The sequence below is a fragment of the Variovorax sp. YR634 genome (assembly GCF_900106655.1).
Taxonomy (GTDB): domain Bacteria; phylum Pseudomonadota; class Gammaproteobacteria; order Burkholderiales; family Burkholderiaceae_C; genus Variovorax.
Map to the genome: position 1 here is coordinate 25,123 of NZ_FNOL01000028.1, position 20,246 is coordinate 45,368.

The window sequence follows — 20,246 nt, forward strand, 5'->3', positions numbered from 1 at the left end:
AAAGCACCCCCATCTCCCTGGAGACACAACACATGAAAAGACGCGACATCCTCCTCTCGTCGCTGGCCGCGGCATGGGCCGGCAGTGCCTTTGCACAGATCGGCAATGCGCCGGTGCGCATCCTCGTCGGCGCGCCCGCGGGCGGCTCGACCGACACGCTGGCACGCTCGCTCGCCGTCAGCATGGGCCCGGCACTCGGCCGCACGGTCATCGTCGAGAACCGGCCGGGCGCGGGCGGCAACATCGCCGCCGATGCGGTGGCCAAGGCCGCGCCCGACGGCAACACACTGCTGATGAGCTTCACCAGCCACGCGATCAACGCCACGCTCTACCCGACGCTGCCCTTCGACCCGGTGAAGGACTTCACCGCGCTCACCTGCGTGGCGACCTCGCCCTCGATCCTCGTCGCGCACCCGTCGGTGCCTGCGAAGGACGTGCGTGAACTCATCGCGCTCGCCAAGGCAAAGCCGGGCCAGCTCAACTTCGCGATCGGCGCGGTGGGCTCGTCGCTGCACATGGCGGGCGAGGCTTTCAAGATGCAATCGGGCGTGAACATCGTGAACATCCCCTACAAGGGCACCGCGCCCGCCGTGCAGGACGTGCTCGCCGGCCAGGTGCAGCTGATGTTCGCGGCCGTGGGCAACGTCAAGGCGCACATCCAGGCCGGCAAGCTCAAGGCGCTGGGCGTGACCACGGCGAAACGGCTGCCGGCCTTTCCGAATGTGCCGGCGATTGCCGAGGCGCTGCCCGGCTACGAATCGAGCGCATGGTTCGGCCTCTTCGGCCCGGCCCGCATGCCTGCCGACCGCGTCAAGCAGATCGGCGACGCGGCGCGCCATGCGCTGCAGCAGGCCGACATGCGCCAGCGCCTCGATACCGAGGGCGCGATTCCGGTCGGCAACTCGTCCGAACAGTTCTCGGCCTTCGTGCAGAGCGAGATCGTGCGCTGGGCCGAGGTCGTCAAGTTCTCGGGAGCCAAGCCGGAATGACATCGATGGCTCCAACCCGCGCGCCAGCCCTGACCCTGGCGCAGAAGCTCATCGCACGCGCGAGCGGACGCGAGCGGGTGTCCGTGGGCGAGATCGTGACCTGCGGCGTCGACATGGCGATGTTCCACGACTCCTCGGGCCCGCGCCGGCTGCAGCCGATGCTGGAAGAGCTCGGCGCGCAGATCTGGGACCGCTCGCGCGTGGTGCTCGTCATGGACCATTACGTGCCCGAGCGCGACGACGATTCGCGCCGCATCGTGCGCATCGCACGCGACTGGGCGCGCGACCAGAAGCTGCCGTACGTGTACGACAGCCAGGGCATCTGCCACGTGGTGGTGCCGCAGCACGGCCACATCCGACCCGGCATGCTGTGCGTGGGCGGCGACTCGCACTCGCCCACGGGCGGCGCTTTCGGCGCCTACATGTTCGGCATCGGCAGCACCGAGATGCTGGGCGTGGTGGTCACCGGCGAGATCTGGCTGCGCGTGCCCGAGACCATCCGCATGTGGTGGGACGGCGCGCTGCCCGCGGGCGTGACCGCCAAGGACATGATGCTGCACATGATCGGCCGCTTCGGCATGAACGGCGGGCGCTACCAGGCGGTCGAGTTCGCCGGGCCGGCGGTCGCTGCGCTGTCGATGCAGGAGCGCATGACTCTCTCCAACATGAGCGCCGAACTCGGCGCGCAGGCCGGATTGATCGCGCCCGATGCGACCACGGCGCAATTCCTGGCCGAGGCCGGCGCGCCGCCAGTGGACATGGCGCCCTGGTTCACCGACGACGATGCCGCGCTCACGGACCACCGCTTCGATGCATCCACGCTCGAACCGTACATCGCCGCACCGCACAGCCCGGCCAACGCCCACGGTGTGAGCCGGTACGCGGGCACGCACGTCGACGTGGCCTACATCGGCGCCTGCACCGGCGCCAAGCTGGACGACCTTCGCGCCGCCGCGCAGGTGCTGCGCGGCCACAAGGTGGCGAGCGGTATCCGTCTCATCGTGGCGCCCGCCAGCCTGCGCGACCAGGAGCAGGCGCGCGAGGAAGGCGTGCTGCAGGTGCTGATGGATGCCGGCGGCGAACTTTTCCCGACGGCCTGCGGCGCTTGCTCGGGCTACGGCGACCCGATGGGCGACGACATCACCGTCATCTCGACCACGGCGCGCAACTTCAAGGGCCGCATGGGCTCGCCGACTGCGCAGGTCTACCTGGGCTCGCCCTACACGGTGGCGGCGGCCGCATTGCGCGGCTGCGTGACCGATCCGCGCGAGGTGCTTGCATGAGCGCAACCAAAGCGACGCACCGCGTCTGGCGCCTGGGCGCCGACATCGACACCGACCTGCTCGCGCCGGGCCATTCCATGAAGCATGGCATCGACATCATCGCGAAGCACTGCCTGGAGGCCATCCGCCCCGACTTCGCCGCCGGCGTGCAGCGCGGCGACGTGCTGGTGGCCGGGCCCAACTTCGGCATCGGCTCCTCGCGCGAGCAGGCTGCTGCCGTGCTGGTGCACCTGGGCGTGACGGCAATCATCGCGCCCTCGTACAGCGGCCTGTATTTTCGGAATGCCTTCAACGTGGGCCTGCTGCTGCTGACCTGCGCCGAGGCCGAGACCTTGAGCGAAGGCGAGCAGATCGCCCTCGACACCACGGCTCCCGAGATCGTCGCACCCGGCCGCAAGCGCCTGGCCTGCGAGCCGGTGCCCGGATTCCTCATGGACATGGTCCGCGCCGGCGGATTGATGAACCAGTTGCGCCAGCGCTCTGGCCGCCCCGCCTTCAAGAAAGCCCCCGATGCATGATCCTTCGTCCGCCACAACCCTCGACCCCGTCACGCTCGCCGTCCTGCGCGGCCGCCTCGAACAGGTGGCCGATGAGATGGACGCCACGCTCTACCGCAGCGCCTTCAATCCCATCATTGCCGAGGCGCACGACGCCTGCCACGGCCTCTACGACGCAGCGAGCGGCGACACGCTGGTGCAGGGCAAGTCGGGCCTGCCGGTGTTCGTCGGCGCCATGGCCTTCGCGGTGCGCGCCACCGCCAAGGCAGCCGAGCCGCGCGGCGGCATGAAGGACGGCGACATCTGGATCAGCAACGACGCCTACGACGGCGGCACGCACGCCAACGACTTCAAGCTGGTGAAGCCCTTCTTTCGCAACGGCAAGCTCTACTGCTACATGGCCTCGGCTGCGCACTGGCACGACGTGGGTGGTGCGGTGCCCGGCAACTACAACCCGGCCGCCACCGAGTGCTGGCAGGAGGCCGTGCAGATTCCGCCGGTGCGCATCGTGCAGGGCGGCGTGCTCGATGCGGACGTACTCGCGATCCTGCAGGCCAACACGCGCCTGCCCGACAGCCTCTGGGGCGACCTGAACGGACAGCTCGCCGCGCTGGAGCTCGGCGGGAAGCGGCTGAACGGTTTGCTCGACGAGTATGGCGACGACCTGGTGCTCAACGCCCTCGGCGAGCTGCGCAGCCGCGCGTTGCGCCTGATGCGCTCGCACATCGCCTCGCTGCCCGATGGCCGCTACAGCTTCGAGGACGTGCTCGACAACGACGGCATCGTGAACGAGCCGCTGACCATCGCGCTCGACATGACCGTGGCCGGCGACCGGCTGCTGCTCGACTTCTCGCGCACCTCGCCGCAATGCGCGGGGCCTGTGAACATCTCGCGCGCCACGGCGGTGGCCGCCTGCTACGTCGCGCTCAAGCACCTGTTCCCCGATGTACCCGCCAATGCCGGCGTGCTCGATGCGGTGGACTTCAACATTCCCGACAAGCTCGTGATCAGCTGCGAGCGCCCGCGTCCGGTCGGCGGCTACACCGAAACCATCCTGCGCATGATCGACGTGATCTTCAGCGCGGCGGCGCAGGCCGACCCGACGCGCGCGGTGGCGCAGGCCTACGGCACGATCAATGCGCTGTCGATCGCGGGCCACCGCAGCGACAAGGGCCGCGAAGGCCAGCGCTGGGTGATGTTCAGCTTCTTCGGCGGCGGCCATGGCGGCCACTCGGGCGGCGATGGGCTCTCGCACGGCAATGCGCCGATCTCGACCGCGACGATTCCGCCGCTCGAAATTCTCGAAGCCGCCTACCCGGTGCGCTTCACCGAATGGTCGCTGCGCGCCGATTCGGGCGGCGATGGCCGGCATCGCGGCGGCCTCGGTGCCGTCTACGAAATCGAGCTGCTGGAAAAAGACGCCGAAGTGTTCGTCTTCGGCGAGCGCGGCACCTCGCCGCCCAAGGGCATCGCGGGCGGCGGCGAAGGCGCGGTCAACAAGTTCAGCTACGAGAACGCGGGCGAGTGGCACACGCCGCCCATGGTGTCGAAGATGCGCGGCATCCAGCTCACGCGCGGCGAGCGCGTGCGGCTCGAAACGCCCGGCGGCGGCGGCTGGGGCAGCGCCGCCGAGCGGCCTGCGCAAGAGCGCGAGGCCGACAGCGCGATGGGCTATGTGACAACCGGCAGCCCCACCGGCGGCAGCATGAAGAAGGCGTCCGAATGACTTCCACTGGCAAATCCCTTGTCGTCGGCGTCGATGTCGGCGGCACCTTCACCGACCTCTTCGTGCTCGACGAAGCGAACGGCACGGCGCGCATCGTCAAGGTGCCCTCCACGCGCGGCGAAGAAGCGCGCGGCTTCATGAACGGCGTGGCGCGCGTGGCCGACTCGGCCGCGGCCATCGCCACCATCGTGCACGGCACCACGGTGGGCACCAACGCGCTGCTCGAACGCAAGGTGGCGCGCACCGGCATCATCACCACGCGCGGTTTTCGCGACGTGCTGGAGATGCGCCGCCGCGACCGGCCCGAGACCTGGGGCCTGCGTGGCAGCTTCACGCCGGTGGTGCCCCGCGACCTGCGCCGCGAAGTCGACGAGCGCGTGCTCGCCGACGGCACGCTGCACACCGCAGTCGATCTGGACCAGATGCGCGCCGAAGCCCGCTCGCTGCTCGACGCCGGCTGCGAGGCCGTGTGCGTGTTCTTCATCAACACCTACGCGAACCCCGAGAACGAGCGCCTGGCCGTCGAGGCGGTGCGCGCGCTCTGGCCCAACCCGCACGTCACCTCGGCCAGCGAAGTGCTGCCCGAGATCCGCGAGTTCGAGCGCTGCTCGACCGCCACGCTCAATGCGGCGCTGCAGCCCGTGGTGGGCGGCTACCTCGAGCGGCTCGAATCCGACCTGCGCGGCCAGGGCTTTGCCGGCGAGCTGCTGGTGGTGCAGAGCAACGGCGGCGTGATGTCGCGGCAGACCGCGAGCGACCTGCCGGTGCGCACGGCGCTGTCGGGCCCGGCGGCCGGCGTGATCGCCTGCGCGGCCATTGCGCGCGCGGCGGGCTTTCCGAACGCGATCACCGGCGACATGGGCGGCACCTCGTTCGACGTGTCGCTGGTGGCGAACGGCGAAGCCGCATTGGCCGCGCAGACCGCGATCGAGTTTGGCATGGTGATCCGCTCGCCGATGATCCAGATCGAGACCATCGGCGCCGGCGGCGGCTCCATCGCCTCGGTGGATGCGAGCGGCATGCTGCAGGTCGGCCCCGAGTCGGCCGGCAGCTTGCCGGGGCCGGCCTGCTACGGGCGCGGCAACATGCGCCCGACAGTGACCGATGCGAACGTGCTGCTGGGCCGCATCGCCGCCGATCGCCCGCTGGGTGGAGGACTGCTCGCGGCGCTGGATGCGCAGAAGTCGCGCCAGGCGATCGAGGAGCACGTCGCCCGGCCACTCGGCCTGGACGTGCATGCGGCCGCGGAAGCCATCCTCACCGTGGCCAATGCGCGCATGGCGGGCGCGATCCGCCTTGTGTCCATCGAACGCGGCCACGACCCGCGTCGCTTCGCCTACATGCCTTTCGGCGGCGGCGGTGCGCTGCATGTGTGCGCGATGATGCGCGAGGTGGGCGTCGCGACCGGCATCGTGCCGCGCTATCCCGGCGTGACCTCGGCCCTCGGCTGCGTGATCGCCGACATGCGCCACGACGCGGTGCAGACCCTCAACAAGCCTTTGACCGAGCTCGATGTGGGTGACCTGCAGCGCCGCATCGACGAGCTGGCCGCGAGCTGCCAGCAGCGCCTGGATTCATCGGGCGTGCGCTTCGACGAGGTGCGCGAGGTCATCGCACTCGACATGCTCTACGCGGGCCAGACGCACACGCTGCCTGTGGTGCTCGCCGACGTGGGCAAGGCGCCGATCACGGCCGCATCGATCCGCGCCGCATTCGAGGCCAGCTACACCGCCGCATTCGGCCGGGTGCTCGAAGGCATCCCGATCCGCGTGATGAACCTGCGCTATGCACGCATCGGCGTGCGACCGAAGTTCGACCTGAAGGTGCTGGCACCCGAAGGGCGAGGCAGCATCGTGCCGCTGGGCACGCAGCGCGTGTTCCACCACGGCCAGTGGCATGAGGCCGTGCGCTACGCGCGGCTCGAACTGCCAGTGGCTGCGCGCATCGAAGGCCCTGCAATCCTCGAACAGGCCGATACCACCGTGTGGCTCGAACCCGGATTCCACGCCGAGGTCGATGCGCACGGCAACCTTCTGGTGAGGCTGTCATGAGCACAGGCAAGACATCCGTTGCAGCGAAGACCGCGCTGGTCGTCATCGACCTGCAGAACGACTTTCTCGATGCCAACGGTGCCTATGCGCGCGGCGGCGACACCAATCCGCCGGCGCTGCTGCTGCCGGTGCGCGTGGCCGAGGTGGCGCGCGCACTCAAGGCGGCGGGTGGCCTCGTGGCCGCAAGCCAGTTCACACTGTGGCCGGACGCGGCCGGCGAGCCGATGGTGTCGCCGCACCTCAAGGCGATGCGCCCCTATCTGAAAAAGGGCGACTTCGCGCCCGGCAGCTGGGGCCAGGCGAACGTCGACGCGTTGACCGGGCTGGTCGACGTGACGGTGAGCAAGGTCGCGTACTCGGCCTTCTTCAACACACAGCTCGACTGGGTGCTGCGCCACGCCGGCATCGACACGGTGGCGGTCTGCGGCATCGTCACCAACGGCGGCGTCGCGAGCACCGTGCGCGATGCGCACATGCGCGACTACCGCACGCTGGTGCTGTCCGATGGGTGCGCGGCCTTCGGCGAAGAACGCCACCAGACCTCGCTGGCCGACATGCGCAACGTGGCCGAGGTGACGGACTGCACGGCATTCATCGCATCGCTCGCATGACGACAAAGCCTTCACGCCACATCCGTCGCGCCGCGCAGGTCGAGGCCGAAGTGCACGTGCCGGTGGCCATCGTCGGCGGCGGTGCCTGCGGGCTCACGACCGCACTGATGCTGAGCGATGCGGGTGTGGCCTCTGTGGTGCTGGAGCGCGACGCGCTGCCGAGCGGATCGACCGCGCTGTCCTCCGGCTTCATCCCCGCGCCCGGCACTCGTGCGCAGCGAGCGCATGGCGTGAATGACGACAGCGCCGGGCGCTTCGCTGCCGACATCCAGGCCAAGGCCCATGGCCACGCCGCGCCTGCGCTGGTCGAGGCCTATGCGGCGTCCATCGGTCCGGCACTCGATGCGCTGCAGGAACGGCACGGCCTGCAGTGGATGCTGCTCGACGGCTTTCTCTATCCGGGTCACAGCGTACATCGCATGCATTCGCTGCCGCAGAAAACCGGTGCGTCGCTCATGGCGGCCTTGCAAGCGGCCGTCGAGGCGGCGGGCATTCCCGTGCTGACGCAAGCGTTGGTCGATACATTGGTACTCGATGCCGAAGACCGCGTGATCGGCGTCGACTACTTGCGCCCCGATGGCAGCCGCGAAACACTGGCCTGCGATGCGCTGCTGCTCGCGTGCAACGGCTTCGGCGGCAATGCGGAAATGGTCCGCACGCTGCTGCCCGAGATGGCCGAAGCCACCTTCGGCGGTCACGCCGGCAACGACGGCAGCGCGATCCTGTGGGGCCAATCGCTGGGTGCACGTCTGCGCGACCTCGGCGGCTACCAGGGCCATGGCTCGTGGGTCACGCCGCAAGGGGCCCTGATGTCGTGGGCCGTGATGATGGAAGGCGGCGTACAGCTCAACTGCGAAGGCCGGCGCTTTCACGACGAGACGCAGGGCTACTCGGAGGCCGCGGTGCACGTGCTCGCACAACCGGGCGGCATTGCCTGGAACGTGTTCGACACGCCGCTGCTCGCACTGGCGCGGGGCTTCCCCGACTTCTGCGAGGCTGAAGCGGCGGGCGCGTTGCGCCGCTGCGAATCGGTGGCTGCGCTGGCGGATTGCATCGGCTGCGAGCCTTCCGCGCTGCAAGGCACGTTCGACGCCATGCGCGCCAGCACGCCACCGCCCGATGGCCGCGTGTTCGCGCGCGCGCTCGAAGCGCCGTACTTCGCAGTGAAGGTCACGGGCGCGCTGTTCCACACCCAGGGCGGCCTCGACACCGCGCCCGACATGCGCGTGCTGCGGCACGACGGCACGCCCTTCGCCAACCTGTTCGCCGCCGGTGGCGCGGCGGGCGGTGTTTCTGGCGATGAGGTGTGGGGTTATCTCTCCGGCAACGGCCTGCTGAGCGCGGTGGCCGGAGGCTACATCGCGGCGCGCACCGCCGCTGCATTGATCCATTCGACGAAAGCGTCTCCATGACGAACCCTTCCTTCAAGACCCGGCTCGCGCGCCACGACATCGTGCTTGCGCCCGGCGTGTACGACGCGCTCAGCGCCCTCGTGGCCGAGCGGGCCGGTTTCGAGGCGCTCTACCTCTCGGGCGCCTCCATCGCCTACACGCGCCTGGGCCGCTCCGACGTCGGCCTCACCACCTACACCGAGGTGGCCGATACCCTGGCCCGCATCACCGAGCGCGTGAGCCTGCCGGTGATCGTCGATGCCGACACCGGTTTCGGCAACGCACTCAACACCCAGCGCACCATGCGCGGCTTCGAGCGCGCGGGCGCGGCGATGGTGCAGATCGAAGACCAGACCTTTCCCAAGCGCTGCGGCCACCTCGACGGCAAGGCCGTGGTGCCCGAGCGCGAGATGGTCGGCAAGCTCAAGGCCGCGCTGGACGTGCGCACCTCGAGCGACACGCTGATCCTCGCGCGCACCGATGCGGTGGCGGTCGAAGGCCTGGAGGCCGCGCTCGACCGCGCCGAGGCCTACCTCGCCTGCGGCGTGGACGCGCTCTTCATCGAGGCGCTGCGCTCGCCCGAGCAAATGGACGCGGCCTGCCGGCGCTTCGGCGACCGGGTGCCGCTCCTGGCCAACATGGTCGAAGGCGGCAAGACGCCGATCCAGGACGCGGACGCGCTGCAGAAGCACGGCTTTCGCATCGCGATCTTTCCGGGCGGCACGGCGCGCGCGGTGGTGCACACGCTGCAGGGCTACTACGCGAGCCTGCACCAGCACCGCACCACGCAGCCGTGGCGCTCGCAGATGCTGGACTTCGAGGAACTCAACGAAGTGGTCGGTACACCAGATTTGATACGCAACGGGCAGAAGTACGAATAAGCTAAGCCGCTGCCATGCATTTCTGAACGTAGCGCGCAATGGCTTCCACGCTACGAAACTCGTCTACGGAGCGTGCTGGCGTATCGGCGTACCGGCCGTTCCACATGCGCGCCAGTGCCCGCCCTGGACCAATCTCGATCACGCATGCCACTCGTCGCCCGGCGATGCTTTCCAGGCATTCGTCCCACCGCACTGCGTGATCGATCTGCCTGGCCAACGCGTGCTTGAGTTGAGGCGGCTCGGCAACGCGGCCCGTCGCATCGCTGAAGAGAGGAATTCCGGCAGCACGAAACGCCAGCGGCGCAATGTGCGCAGCAAAGCCCTGCGCCGCCGCAGCCATCCACCGCGTATGGGATGCCACCTGCACGTTGAGAAGCAAAGCGTGCGCGCCCTGGCGTTGCGCCGCTTCGACTGCGAGCGGCAGCACGACTTGCAGGCCCCCGAGCACAACGCTGTCGATGCCGTTTCTTATGGCGACGGCCAGATCGAATTCCTCGCACAGCCGTCCAAGCAGCGATTCGGTCACCCCGCTGACGCCCATCAGGCCTGTGGAATTCGACTCACCAGCACAGTCCATCAGCGCTGCGCGGCGATGCGCCAGCTCAAGGGCCGTGTTCGCATCGAAAACGCCAGCGGCCGAGAATGCCGCCAGTTCGCCAACACTGTAGCCAGCCGCCGCCGCTGGCGCTGGAAGACATGGGGCAAGCTGGGCCCACGCAGCCAACGCCAGGCCTGTCAATAGAACCTGGGCATTCGCATTGCACCCTGCCCAGACGGGATCTTTTACGCATGCTCTCCAGTCGTCGATGCCGAGCAACTGCTGCATCGCGTGCACCGTTTCATCATTCGCGAGCCAAGGCAGCATGTCGGGGTGCTGCATGCCCTGGCCCGAGAAGACGACGGCGTAGCTCATTCCGCCACGCCGCAGATGCGCTGCATCCAGCACGCTGCGGCCAGGGTATCTGCAGCGCCACCAGGCGACAGACGGAGCGCGACGAAGTCACGGTGAACCGCGTGTGCGGCTTCCATGCCCCCCTGCCCCGCTGCACCGCCCTTCGCAAGAAAATCGCGCGCTGCCTGCTGTGCGTTGCGCAGGCCCTGAATTCCGCCACGGTGCGCCAGGTTGCTGTCGTCCAGTACAGCCATGACGGCGAACAATGTATCGACACGCGCCTGCTCCGGGCTCAGACCGCGCCGCACTGAACGAAAAAGTGTCGGAACGGCCGTGTCGAACAACACCGGAAATCCAAGCGCGGCCTCTTGCGATGCGCTTCGCAATCCATGGCGGCGGGCCGCGATGCCGCCTGGCAAAGTGGAAATGCGATGGCTGCGGGCCTGCAACGCATCGCCCCAATGCCGATGCAATGCAGTCCGCAATGCGGCTGGACGCGCCGGCTCGCCGTCGCGCCGCGCCGCGCCGGCAGCGGCACAGAGCAGGCCCAAGGTAAAGACGGCGCCACGGTGTGTGTTCACGCCACCCGTCGCCTCCAACATCCGCGCCTCCGCGGCAATTCCACAAGCTTCCAGTGCCTTGAAAGGTGCATGCGCCTGGCCCAACTCAGCGATCTGCACGAAGTAGTGCCGCAGCGCAATGAGGCTTCGCATGAAGGTGTGTGCGTCCATGTCGTCATGACTGCCGTTGTCGACGAAGGACACCAGTCCCGGCTTCGGTGCCAACGCCAGCTCGTCGTACAGCGCCAGCGTTGCCGCGCAGCCGATTGCATGCGATGAAGGCGGCGAAGAAAACGCTGTCGAGACGCGGGCGAGAGGTAGCGCAGTGCTCATGCCGCAAGACCCATCTCTTGACTGTCTTCGGGCACGAAGGCGTTTGTCTCCAGGCGGGCACCGCACACGTGCTTCACCAGCACGCTGCGCGAATGTCCGGCCCGCCAGGCGCTCCACTCGCGCCAATTGACCGCGCTGCCGTCGCGAAAGACAAGTTCGCCATCAAGCCGCAACCGCCCGGGTGCCTGGGCCTGCAGACAGGCAGCCACGAAGTCCGCGTGGCGTGCATCGTCGACTGCAATCCACAAGTCCAGATCGGATCCCGGGTGCACGTACCGCAAGCCCGTGAGTTGTTGCCAACCATAGCTGCCGTAGGCGCGCACCTGCACGCGCTCCATTTCGAACGCTGTCGCCAACCTGTGCCAGGCCGCGCGCGCATCGCGCGGCAGCAAATGCAGCACCTCGTTTGCGCGCGGAAATTCACCGAAGCACAGGATGGCCGAACGCGGCACCTGCAAGCCGAGCCGGCGGCGGCCCCATTGAGTTGGCGCGGGAAGGCCGAGCAAGACAGTTTCCTCGTGAGCGGTCGCAAGCTCGTGCTGGCGTGTCACGACGAGCGGAAGGCCTCGCTCTGCCCAGTGCGCGATGCACGCCTTGCCCTCGCAGTCCCATGGGCGGGCCAGCACTTGCGTCCAGCCCTGGGCGGACAGGTGAGCGAGCCGATGGCGGCGCAGCAGCTTCATGCCAACACCTCAGGCAGCATCGAGCACACGTTGCGCCACGTCGGCGGCGAGCTTGCGGCCGCCGCGCAAGGCGCCATCCCTGGCACGTCGGTCCTCACCTGTCGCTTCGGACAACGCAGCACGCAACGCCACCTGCAGATTGCCCTCCCAGAGGGCGCGCACTCCGCCCATGGCCACGTAGTTGCCGACACCGGGCGCAAACACAGGATTCGATTCGGAAAGCTCGGTGAGCATGGCCTCCGGCAACTTGGTCACGCGTGCCATCGCAGGGATGCGCATGACACGGATTTCCGCCTCAGGCAGCGCATCGCACGCATCGGCGATCAGTCCCGAGGTGATGAAGCCGCCCGACAACGCCTGGTCGTACACCAGTCCAATCACTCGATGCCCATTCCGCCGCGCAAGGTCGATGCACATACCGAGGTGTGCCATGGCGCGATTGATACCGAGCAATTCGTCGCGTCGGCGCAGCTGCTGGCCCTGGGTATCGATGAGCAGCAGGATCGGTCGACCCGGATGCTGCGAGATCGTGTCAAGCACCACGCGGGCTTGCGCCAACGCGAGTCGAACGCCGATCGAAGCATGATTCGTTGTCCCGATGACCGTGAGCAACTCGCCCTCGAACAAGACCTCCCCCTGGAGAAAATCGCCGACCTCTCGCATGCCGTGGAAAGGGCCGAAAAGTTGCGTGACCAACGTGTTCCATTTCATCTTTGTGCCTCCGTGGCCCCGCGCAAGGCATGCATGGCGGCCACGTCAATGTCGGGAATGCGCTGCGCATCGGCCACGCCCAGGCGCTGCCAGAGCGCCATTGCATCGTCCAGGTCCTCGCTGGGTGGCGGCATATCGCGCAAGCGCGCACTCAGCAGCGCGTGTTCGGTCTCCAGCAATGCCGACGTGACCGGCTTCGCGGCCGAGAGCGCGCAGATAGCCGCCTCGCGGAAGGCCTGCACATCGTCTTCGACGAGCTCGTCGCAATCGCCTGTCAGCCAACGGTGTTTGCCGCCGGTGGTACGCCACACCAGGGCGCGGTCGCGCGAATCGAACTCCTCCACACCGAAGGAAGCCTCGATCACCTCGGGGCCGGACATGGCCAGCCGGCCGCTGTCGCTCATCACGATGTAGTCAGTGCAGCGCGCGACGATGCCCATGCCACCGAAGCAACCGTTCGCGCCGCCGATCAGCGTGATCACAGGGATGCCCGCCGCACGCACGTCGAGCACCGAGCGCATCACCTCCGACACTGCAATCAGGCCGGCATTGGCTTCGTGCAGCCGCACTCCACCGGACTCGGCCAGCAGCAGCACCGCCGTTGGCCGATCGCGCAGTGCGCGCTGCAGCAGGCCCACGAGCTTGGCGCCATGCACCTCGCCAACGCCGCCGCCCATGAAGGCGCCCTCCTGCGCGGCAACGAAGACCGTGCGACCGGCCAATGTGGCGCGGCCGATCGCAACGCCATCGTCGAAAGCACAGGGCACACCCAGTTGGGCAAGGTGCGGGCTGGTCAGCCGCTCGGACGGCGGCAGCCACTCGTGGAAGCTGCCCGCATCCAGCAGAAGGGCCAGGCGCTCACGCGCCGTGCATTCGGCATAGCTGAGGCTCATGACGATGCTCCCGGCAGTTCGGCCACGGCCTGGCCGAGCCGCAGGCCCACCACTGCGGGGGTGGCGCCCATGTCATTGATCGAGATGCGGATGCCTCCGAGCGGATGCCGCTCGTGGAAGTCCGCCAGCACGGCCCGCCAGATGGGTTCGAAGCCGCGCGCCGAGGTCTCGATGCGCACGGTGCAGTCATCGCCGGCAGCGCTCTCGAGCATCACCTCGAGGTTGCCCGAGCCGACCACGCCGACCAGGACTGGCGCAAAGGTGTCCGCGATGCGCTGCCCGGGGAAGGAAAAGTCCAGGATTTCGAGTCCTGCTGGAATGCTCATGATGGTTGTTTCCTACCAGTTCCTGAATCGTTGGGGCGGCTGGTACAGCCCACCCGAGGCGCGCACGATGTCGCGCATGCTGCGTGCGGCCAGAAGGTTGCGCGTGGCGTCGCGCGGGTCGATGCCCAGATCCTCCGGCCGGCGAATCACGCCGCGGTCGCGCAGGTTCTCCACCGCGCGCTTGTCGCGCCCCAGCCCGACCGCCGTGTAGCCCGCTACGCCTCGGATCGCCTGCTCGCGCTCTGCATCGTTGCGGCACAACAGCAGGTTGGCGATGCCTTCCTCGGTAAGGATGTGACTCACGTCGTCGCCGTAGATCATGATCGGCGGCAGTTCCATGCCCGACTGTTCCGCCAACTGCCATGCGTCCAGCCGGTCGACGAAGGCGGGCTGCATGTGCTCGCGGAAGGTTTCGACCATCTGCACCACCAGCTTCTGGCCACGCGGCGTGCCGGCCGCGCCGCCGCGGCCCGCGCGCGCTTCCTGGCCCGCCTTGAGCCAGGCCGGGCTCGTGTGGCGTCGACCGCGCGCGTCGGCGCCCATGTTGGGCGCACCGCCGAAGCCCGCAATGCGTCCCAGCGTGGCGGTCGAGCTGTTGCCGTCGAGGTCGATCTGCAGCGTCGACCCGATGAAGAGGTCGCAGGCGTAGTGCCCTGCGGCCTGGCAGAACGCGCGGTTGCTGCGCAGCGACCCGTCCGGGCCGGTGAAGAACACGTCGGAGCGCGCGCGGATGTAGTCCTCCATGCCCAGCTCGGAGCCGAAGGAATGCACCGATTCGACCCAGCCTGCCTCGATCGCCGGAATCAGCGCGGGATGCGGGTTGAGCGCCCAGTGCTTGCAGATCTTGCCCTTGAGGCCGAGCGACTCGGCATAGGTCGGCAGCAGCAGCTCGATCGCGGCCGTGTCGAAGCCGATGCCGTGGTTCAGGCGCTGCACGCCGTATTCGGCGTAGATGCCCTTGATCGCCATCATGGCCATCAGCACCTGAATCTCGCTGATCTGCGCCGGGTCGCGCGTGAACAAAGGCTCGATGAAATTGGGGCGCGGCGCTTTCACCACGAAGCTCACCCAGTCCGCCGGTATGTCGATGCGCGGCAGCGTGGTGGTGCGGCCATCCACCAGTTCGTTGACCTGCGCGATCACGATGCCGCCGGAAAAAGCGGTGGCTTCGACAATGGCGGGAGTGTCCTCGGTGTTGGGGCCGGTGTAGAGGTTCCCCTCCGCGTCCGCGGCATGGGCCGCCACCAACGCCACGCGTGGCGTAAGGTCGACGAAGTAGCGCGCGAAAAGCTCCAGGTAGGTGTGGATCGCACCGATCTCGATGCGCCCGGCCGACACCAGCTTGGCCAGGCGCGCGCCCTGCGGCCCCGAGAAGCTGAAGTCCAACCGGCTCGCCACGCCGTTTTCGAACAAGTCCAGGTGTTCGGGCAGCGCGAGTACCGACTGCACCATGTGCAGGCCGTGCACCCGCGCCGTGTCGACCTGCACCAACGCTCGGGCCAGAAAGTCGGCCTGCTTCTGGTTGTTGCCTTCCAGGCAGACCCGGTCGCCCGGCTCCAGCACGGCCTCCAGCAGCGTGCCGATCGCTTCGGTGGCCACCAGCTTGTCCTGGCACTGCGTGCCAAGCGCCTGCGCGGCGCGGGCCAACCGGCCTGCGCGGTTTTCGGTCCTGGTGTTCCAGTTCATGCGATCCATTCGTCCATTCCTCAACCCATCACCGCCTTGACGGCAAAAAACAGCACGGATGGGCCCAGAAGGCAGCCCAGTCCGGTATGGAAAGTAGCGACCAGCGCACCGTAGGGCACCAGCTTGCGATCGGTGGCCGCGAGGCCGGCCGACACGCCGCTCACAGTGCCGGCAAGGCCGCCGAAGACCATCGCCGAGCGCGGCGTCTTCAGGCGCAGGAAGCGTGCAGCCATCGGGGTGCCGACCATCACGAGGATGGCCTTGACCAGGCCGGTCGCGATGCTCAGCGCCATCACGTCGGGGCTGGCACCGATGGCCGCCCCCGTGACGGGGCCCACGATGTAGGTGACGGCCCCGGCGCCGATCGTTGTCATGCTGACCGCGTCGGAGTAGCCGAAGCTCCAGGCGATCGCGGCGCCCACTACAAAGGGCAGCAGCGTCCCGAGCAACAGCGAGATCACTCCGATGAGCCCCGCCTGGCGAGCTTCGGTCACCTGCACTTCAAAGGCCGTGGCAACAATCGCGAAATCGCGCAGCATGGCCCCGCCCATCAGGCCGATGCCTCCAAACAGCGACATATCGGCCAGGCCTTTGTGGCCCCCGGTCCGGGTGCCGCCCCAATAGGCGAGGATGAGTCCGATCACGATGGCGATGGCCGATCCGTGCACGCGCCCGAAGGTCAGGCGGCGCGAGATCTGGCCGGAAAGCAGCACGATCAACCCCACGACCATGAAGGCGCTGACCAGGCCGTTCTGCAAGGCCGCTTTTTCGAGGATTTCAAGCATGGCGCTCATTCCGCCTCGTTGAGAAGAGGGTTGTCGTTGCGCACCGGCTCGGCCTGCGAGCTGGCGACCGGATGCTCCATGCGATTGATCAGCGAGATCACCACCGCGCAGACGGCAACGGCCGCCAGCGCCGAAAGTAGTGCGACGGGTCCACCGCGCAACGCGGAAACCATGTCCTGCTGCGCCGCCATGGCGACCACCACCGGGATGTACATGGCGCCCCAGTACTCCACGCCCAATTCGGTCAGCTTGGGCAGGATGCCCTTCCTGTGCATGTAGATGCGCGCCGTGATGAGCAGCAGCATCGCGATGCCCACGCCGCCGACGTTGGTCTTTACACCCAGCGCCTGACCCAGCAGGTCGCCCAGAAAAATGCCCAGCAGATGGCACAAGGCCAGCAGCGCGGTGCCGTAGATGATCATGGGTTATGTCTCCGGAGTGACGGCGCGCGAGGGGCGCTGTTCCTGGAGACGTACGGTATCGGCTTGCCCGGCCGCAATCAATTAACGGCAGTCGACGACAGTTACTCTCAGCGAAACGATCGAGGGTGCCAATGCGATGGCGCGCTCAGGCCAGTTCGGCTCTGGCGCTCCTGCATACCGCGAGCAGCGCAAGCAGGTTCGGGTCACGCTCGCGTGTACGCAGGAAGCTGACTCCCAAGGTCTGGCGCATCAGGTACTTGGGCGCCAGCGGAATCAGTTGGACCTTCTGCGAGAACAGGTCGCGCACGCGCCCTGGCAGCAGCGTGTAGCCAATGCCACCGCTGACCAGGTTCATCAGCGAGAAGATGTCGCCGGTCTTCATCACCACGTTGGGAGTGAAGTTCGCCACGCGAAAGGCCTCCACGAACCCGTTGTAGGTAGCGAACCCCTCCTTGAGGCTGACGAATTTCTCGTCGGAACATTCGCTCAGGTCGACGCAATCGAGCGCGGCGAAGCGCGATCCCATAGGGGCCGCGAAGTAGATGTCGTCTTCGAACAGCGGCTCCGAAACGATGTCGCCAGCCTCTTCCGGGACCGCCATCAGCGCCGCATCGACGGCGCCGTCGCGAATTTTCTGCAGCAGATCCGCGTTGGAGCCGAGTACGAGCTCGGTCTCAAGGCTGGGCTTGCGCACCTTCATGTGGACGAGGACCGCGGGCACAGTGCGGATGGTCAGCGAGTAGAGCGACCCGATGCGGATGCGATCGGCCGAGTAGCCGGCGACCTCGCGCGTGGAGCGGATGCCCGCGGACATGGTGTGCAGCACCTCGCGCGCCACTTCGGCCAGCGCATGCGCGGCTTCGGTGGGATGAAGATTGCGACCCTCATGACGAAACAGCGCGCAGCGCACGCCGACTTCCAGAGAGTGCAAGGCACGGTGAACGCTCACCGTGCTGACCTCGAGCCGCTCGGCCGCGCGCGCAAGATTGCCGGTTTCCATGAACGCAATCAGCGTCTCAAGCTTGCGGAAAGTGATTTCTTCGTCGACACGGGCGTGCATGATGGTCTCGCAGATCAGTCCACATCCTAGCCCTTTGGTGCGCTCGGCCGGCCTGGCGCTCCAAGGACGCGGGCGTGCAGTGAACTTTCTGGCCCCCTCGGAGTACGCACCGGAGGCAAAGTTGATGGCATGGCCGCGCCGGGCGTTCGTTCGAAGGATCGGCATTCACGCTGGAGAGGTCGGGATGTTCATCGAACCGCTGCCTGCTTCCGCCATGCCGTCCGAACCAAAGTACAGGACGCATCGATGCGCAGGGCCAGGTGACTGCCGACATTAATTTCTCGCACCTACATCGCATCGCGGCTAGCGGGCCGCATTCCGATCGGTAATCATCTTCGGGGTGATGAAGATCAGCAGTTCGCTCTTCTTGACCTCGCGGGTGCGTGATCGGAACAGCACTCCGACATAGGGCAATTCGCCGAGTACCGGTATCCGTGACTCGTCGTTCGTTTCCGACAGTTCGAAGATCCCGCCGATCACGACAGTCCCTCCGTTTTCTACGAGCACTTCGGTCTGAACGTGCTTCGTGTTGATGGCGTAGCCCGCAGTGGTCGACTGGCCGACGGAATCCTTGTTCACATCCAGCGTCAGGATGATGTTTCCTTCTGGCGTGATCTGCGGTGTGACCTCGAGCCTGAGATTCGCCTTCCTGAAGGAGACCGAGGTCGCACCGCTCGACGTGGCAGACTGGTAAGGAAGTTCAGTCCCCTGTTCGATCAGGGCCTTGGTTTGGTCGGCCGTGACGACCCGAGGGCTCGCCACGACCTTGCCCTTGCCGTCTTCTTCCAGCGCGGATATTTCCAGATTCAAAATCTTCGACATGCTGGAGTTGTAGAGCGAAACCGCGAAGGTTCCCGTGGAAGTGCCACTGGAACTGCTGGCCGGCAGGTTGACGAAGTTGCTGCTGGAGGTCGACGAGTACGACACGGTGCCGTCGCTGCTCGTCGTCGCCTGGGTGCCGATCGAACTGTTGCTGCCCTTGGACGATCCACCCAGCTTGACGCCCAGCGATTTGCTGAAGGTGTCCGATGCCTCGACGATGCGCGCCTCGATCAGTACCTGTCGCACCGGCACATCGAGCTTCTGGATCAGCTCGGCGACCTGCTGAAGCCGCGAGGGGATGTCCGAGACAAAGAGCTGGTTGGTGCGCGCCTCGGCGATCACACTGCCGCGCGGACTCAGGATGCGTGTGGGCGTACCCGATCCGCCTCCCCCACTTCCACCTCCACCTCCGCCGCTACCCGTCAGGCCTTGCACAAGGGTCGCGGCCTTGGTGTAGTTCAGCTGAAACGACTGGGTACGAATCGGCTCCAGGCTCTGTATGGTGGCCTGCGCTTCGAATTCGAGCTTTTCCTTGGCATTGATTTCATCCTTGGGCGCGATCCAAAGCACGCCGCCGTTCTTGCGCACGCCCAGGTTCTTCGCCTGCAAGATGATGTCCAGGGCCTGGTCCCAGGGCACGTCCTTCAGCCGCAGCGTCAGTGCGCCGCTCACCGAGTCCGAGGTCACGATGTTGAAGTTCGTGAAGTCGGCGATCACCTGCAGCAGCGAACGGATATCGATGTTCTGGAAGTTCAGCGAGAGCTTCTCGCCGCTGTAGCTCACGCCCTGCGTGAGCTTGGTCGGATCGACCTTGCGCGGGCGCACTTCCACGACGAACCGGTTCTCGCTCTGGTAGGCGCTGTGCTCCCAGTCGCCCTTGGGCTCGATGGTCATGCGCACGCGATCATCCGATTGCTGCACCGTCACCCACTGGACGGGGGTGCCGAAATCCGCCACGTCCATGCGGCGGCGCAAACCTTCGGGCAGCGTGGACTTGGTGAATTCGACGACCAGGTTCTTGCCTTGCTGCCGAATGTCTACGCCCACCTGGCTGTTGGCCAGATCGACGATCACGCGGCCGGCGCCGTCCGAGCCCAGGCGGAAGTCAACGTCACGCAACGGCAAGGTGTCCCTGCTGCGGTTCTCCGCAAAGGTGGAAGACATGGGCGCGTTGAGCGCCGCACCGGCGACAGGACCGAGTGACACGAGCAGCGATTGGCCCTGAACCTGGGTCGTGTAGGTCGTTGCCTGTTTGAGATTCAGCACCAGACGCGTGCGCTCGCCGGCCTGCGCCACGTTGACGGAGCGCAGATTGCCCTGGTTGATTTCGATGGGCGCGCGGCCAACGCCGTTCGTGACGCCGGGAAAGTCAAGGGCGATGCGTGCAGGCGACTGGATGGTGAAACCCGTCGGCGCCGCGGCAAGCGGCTGGGAAAAATCGATGCGGATGACCTCTGCACCGGATTGCACCGAAGACGTGACCGATTCGATCACGTTTTGCGTCTGGGCTGCTGCTGCGCCTCCCCACACGCAGAGCAGCAGACATGCGGTACGCAGCCATCGCGCGATGGCAGATTGTTGTTCGTTCACGTTGGGCCTTTTGTTACTGCAGCGATCGGGAAAAAGTTGATCGGCGGACCTGCG

Annotated in this window: 19 protein-coding genes; 8 read left to right on the forward strand and 11 right to left on the reverse strand. The window is 67.0% G+C overall.

Annotated features, from left to right (window positions below; translation table 11 throughout):
• Positions 1 to 32 precede the first annotated feature (32 nt).
• The 8 genes from BLV60_RS30205 to BLV60_RS30240 are packed head-to-tail and all read left to right on the forward strand — an operon-like array spanning position 33 to position 9,429.
• The gene (locus BLV60_RS30205; protein ID WP_093058993.1) at positions 33 to 989 is read left to right on the forward strand and encodes a tripartite tricarboxylate transporter substrate binding protein; all 957 of its coding nucleotides are present in this window, start codon (positions 33 to 35) and stop codon (positions 987 to 989) included.
• Positions 986 to 2,272: a 3-isopropylmalate dehydratase large subunit gene (locus tag BLV60_RS30210; RefSeq protein WP_093058994.1), complete on the forward strand. Its 1,287-nt coding sequence runs from the start codon at positions 986 to 988 to the stop codon at positions 2,270 to 2,272. The genes BLV60_RS30205 and BLV60_RS30210 overlap by 4 nt, the downstream gene beginning before the upstream one ends.
• Entirely contained in the window at positions 2,269 to 2,790 is a 522-nt protein-coding gene (locus tag BLV60_RS30215; RefSeq protein WP_093058995.1) for a LeuD/DmdB family oxidoreductase small subunit, read from the forward strand. Before BLV60_RS30210 ends, BLV60_RS30215 begins: the two co-directional genes overlap by 4 nt.
• The gene (locus BLV60_RS30220; RefSeq protein WP_093058996.1) at positions 2,783 to 4,495 is read left to right on the forward strand and encodes a hydantoinase B/oxoprolinase family protein; all 1,713 of its coding nucleotides are present in this window, start codon (positions 2,783 to 2,785) and stop codon (positions 4,493 to 4,495) included. The genes BLV60_RS30215 and BLV60_RS30220 overlap by 8 nt, the downstream gene beginning before the upstream one ends.
• On the forward strand, positions 4,492 to 6,546 hold the full coding sequence (locus tag BLV60_RS30225; RefSeq protein WP_093058997.1) for a hydantoinase/oxoprolinase family protein: 2,055 nt from the start codon (positions 4,492 to 4,494) through the stop codon (positions 6,544 to 6,546). The genes BLV60_RS30220 and BLV60_RS30225 overlap by 4 nt, the downstream gene beginning before the upstream one ends.
• Positions 6,543 to 7,157, forward strand: a complete 615-nt coding sequence (locus BLV60_RS30230; RefSeq protein WP_093058998.1) for a cysteine hydrolase family protein — start codon at positions 6,543 to 6,545, stop codon at positions 7,155 to 7,157. Before BLV60_RS30225 ends, BLV60_RS30230 begins: the two co-directional genes overlap by 4 nt.
• The gene (locus tag BLV60_RS30235) at positions 7,154 to 8,569 is read left to right on the forward strand and encodes an FAD-dependent oxidoreductase (RefSeq protein WP_093058999.1); all 1,416 of its coding nucleotides are present in this window, start codon (positions 7,154 to 7,156) and stop codon (positions 8,567 to 8,569) included. Before BLV60_RS30230 ends, BLV60_RS30235 begins: the two co-directional genes overlap by 4 nt.
• Positions 8,566 to 9,429 carry an isocitrate lyase/PEP mutase family protein gene (locus BLV60_RS30240; RefSeq protein WP_093059000.1) on the forward strand — a complete coding sequence of 288 codons (864 nt, stop codon included), beginning with the start codon at positions 8,566 to 8,568 and terminating at the stop codon, positions 9,427 to 9,429. The genes BLV60_RS30235 and BLV60_RS30240 overlap by 4 nt, the downstream gene beginning before the upstream one ends.
• Before the next feature lies 1 nt (position 9,430).
• Here BLV60_RS30240 and BLV60_RS30245 read toward each other — a convergent pair whose 3' ends face one another.
• The 11 genes from BLV60_RS30245 to pilQ form a co-directional block, all read right to left on the reverse strand.
• A complete protein-coding gene (locus BLV60_RS30245; protein WP_093059001.1) occupies positions 9,431 to 10,342 on the reverse strand; it encodes an acyltransferase domain-containing protein in 912 nt (303 codons plus the stop codon).
• The gene (gene mdcB / locus BLV60_RS30250; protein ID WP_093059002.1) at positions 10,339 to 11,214 is read right to left on the reverse strand and encodes a triphosphoribosyl-dephospho-CoA synthase MdcB; all 876 of its coding nucleotides are present in this window, start codon (positions 11,212 to 11,214) and stop codon (positions 10,339 to 10,341) included. Before mdcB ends, BLV60_RS30245 begins: the two co-directional genes overlap by 4 nt.
• A complete protein-coding gene (mdcG, locus tag BLV60_RS30255; RefSeq protein WP_093059003.1) occupies positions 11,211 to 11,897 on the reverse strand; it encodes a malonate decarboxylase holo-[acyl-carrier-protein] synthase in 687 nt (228 codons plus the stop codon). Before mdcG ends, mdcB begins: the two co-directional genes overlap by 4 nt.
• Before the next feature lie 9 nt (positions 11,898 to 11,906).
• Complete coding sequence (locus BLV60_RS30260; protein WP_093059004.1) at positions 11,907 to 12,608, reverse strand: biotin-independent malonate decarboxylase subunit gamma; 702 nt, start codon at positions 12,606 to 12,608, stop codon at positions 11,907 to 11,909.
• Positions 12,605 to 13,501: a biotin-independent malonate decarboxylase subunit beta gene (locus BLV60_RS30265; protein WP_093059005.1), complete on the reverse strand. Its 897-nt coding sequence runs from the start codon at positions 13,499 to 13,501 to the stop codon at positions 12,605 to 12,607. Before BLV60_RS30265 ends, BLV60_RS30260 begins: the two co-directional genes overlap by 4 nt.
• Complete coding sequence (gene mdcC / locus BLV60_RS30270) at positions 13,498 to 13,827, reverse strand: malonate decarboxylase acyl carrier protein (RefSeq protein ID WP_371127418.1); 330 nt, start codon at positions 13,825 to 13,827, stop codon at positions 13,498 to 13,500. The genes BLV60_RS30265 and mdcC overlap by 4 nt, the downstream gene beginning before the upstream one ends.
• Positions 13,828 to 13,839: 12 nt before the next feature.
• Positions 13,840 to 15,522 carry a malonate decarboxylase subunit alpha gene (gene mdcA / locus BLV60_RS30275; RefSeq protein WP_093059007.1) on the reverse strand — a complete coding sequence of 561 codons (1,683 nt, stop codon included), beginning with the start codon at positions 15,520 to 15,522 and terminating at the stop codon, positions 13,840 to 13,842.
• Positions 15,523 to 15,533: 11 nt separating this feature from the next.
• A complete protein-coding gene (gene madM, locus BLV60_RS30280) occupies positions 15,534 to 16,298 on the reverse strand; it encodes a malonate transporter subunit MadM (RefSeq protein ID WP_093059033.1) in 765 nt (254 codons plus the stop codon).
• Positions 16,299 to 16,303: 5 nt separating this feature from the next.
• On the reverse strand, positions 16,304 to 16,720 hold the full coding sequence (gene madL / locus BLV60_RS30285; protein WP_093059008.1) for a malonate transporter subunit MadL: 417 nt from the start codon (positions 16,718 to 16,720) through the stop codon (positions 16,304 to 16,306).
• A 145-nt stretch (positions 16,721 to 16,865) separates the two neighbouring features.
• Positions 16,866 to 17,780: a LysR family transcriptional regulator gene (locus BLV60_RS30290; protein WP_093059009.1), complete on the reverse strand. Its 915-nt coding sequence runs from the start codon at positions 17,778 to 17,780 to the stop codon at positions 16,866 to 16,868.
• 303 nt (positions 17,781 to 18,083) lie between these two features.
• Positions 18,084 to 20,192 carry a type IV pilus secretin PilQ gene (gene pilQ, locus BLV60_RS30295; RefSeq protein WP_093059010.1) on the reverse strand — a complete coding sequence of 703 codons (2,109 nt, stop codon included), beginning with the start codon at positions 20,190 to 20,192 and terminating at the stop codon, positions 18,084 to 18,086.
• Positions 20,193 to 20,246: the final 54 nt, after the last annotated feature.

Bases quoted from the DNA above. Each gene is read 5' to 3' on its own strand.
- BLV60_RS30205 (WP_093058993.1), top strand. From the start codon at position 33: ATGAAAAGACGCGACATCCTCCTCTCGTCGCTGGCCGCGGCATGGGCC.
- BLV60_RS30210 (WP_093058994.1), top strand. From the start codon at position 986: ATGACATCGATGGCTCCAACCCGCGCGCCAGCCCTGACCCTGGCGCAG.
- BLV60_RS30215 (WP_093058995.1), top strand. From the start codon at position 2,269: ATGAGCGCAACCAAAGCGACGCACCGCGTCTGGCGCCTGGGCGCCGAC.
- BLV60_RS30220 (WP_093058996.1), top strand. From the start codon at position 2,783: ATGCATGATCCTTCGTCCGCCACAACCCTCGACCCCGTCACGCTCGCC.
- BLV60_RS30225 (WP_093058997.1), top strand. From the start codon at position 4,492: ATGACTTCCACTGGCAAATCCCTTGTCGTCGGCGTCGATGTCGGCGGC.
- BLV60_RS30230 (WP_093058998.1), top strand. From the start codon at position 6,543: ATGAGCACAGGCAAGACATCCGTTGCAGCGAAGACCGCGCTGGTCGTC.
- BLV60_RS30235 (WP_093058999.1), top strand. From the start codon at position 7,154: ATGACGACAAAGCCTTCACGCCACATCCGTCGCGCCGCGCAGGTCGAG.
- BLV60_RS30240 (WP_093059000.1), top strand. From the start codon at position 8,566: ATGACGAACCCTTCCTTCAAGACCCGGCTCGCGCGCCACGACATCGTG.
- BLV60_RS30245 (WP_093059001.1), bottom strand. From the start codon at position 10,342: ATGAGCTACGCCGTCGTCTTCTCGGGCCAGGGCATGCAGCACCCCGAC.
- mdcB (WP_093059002.1), bottom strand. From the start codon at position 11,214: ATGAGCACTGCGCTACCTCTCGCCCGCGTCTCGACAGCGTTTTCTTCG.
- mdcG (WP_093059003.1), bottom strand. From the start codon at position 11,897: ATGAAGCTGCTGCGCCGCCATCGGCTCGCTCACCTGTCCGCCCAGGGC.
- BLV60_RS30260 (WP_093059004.1), bottom strand. From the start codon at position 12,608: ATGAAATGGAACACGTTGGTCACGCAACTTTTCGGCCCTTTCCACGGC.
- BLV60_RS30265 (WP_093059005.1), bottom strand. From the start codon at position 13,501: ATGAGCCTCAGCTATGCCGAATGCACGGCGCGTGAGCGCCTGGCCCTT.
- mdcC (WP_371127418.1), bottom strand. From the start codon at position 13,827: ATGAGCATTCCAGCAGGACTCGAAATCCTGGACTTTTCCTTCCCCGGG.
- mdcA (WP_093059007.1), bottom strand. From the start codon at position 15,522: ATGGATCGCATGAACTGGAACACCAGGACCGAAAACCGCGCAGGCCGG.
- madM (WP_093059033.1), bottom strand. From the start codon at position 16,298: ATGCTTGAAATCCTCGAAAAAGCGGCCTTGCAGAACGGCCTGGTCAGC.
- madL (WP_093059008.1), bottom strand. From the start codon at position 16,720: ATGATCATCTACGGCACCGCGCTGCTGGCCTTGTGCCATCTGCTGGGC.
- BLV60_RS30290 (WP_093059009.1), bottom strand. From the start codon at position 17,780: ATGCACGCCCGTGTCGACGAAGAAATCACTTTCCGCAAGCTTGAGACG.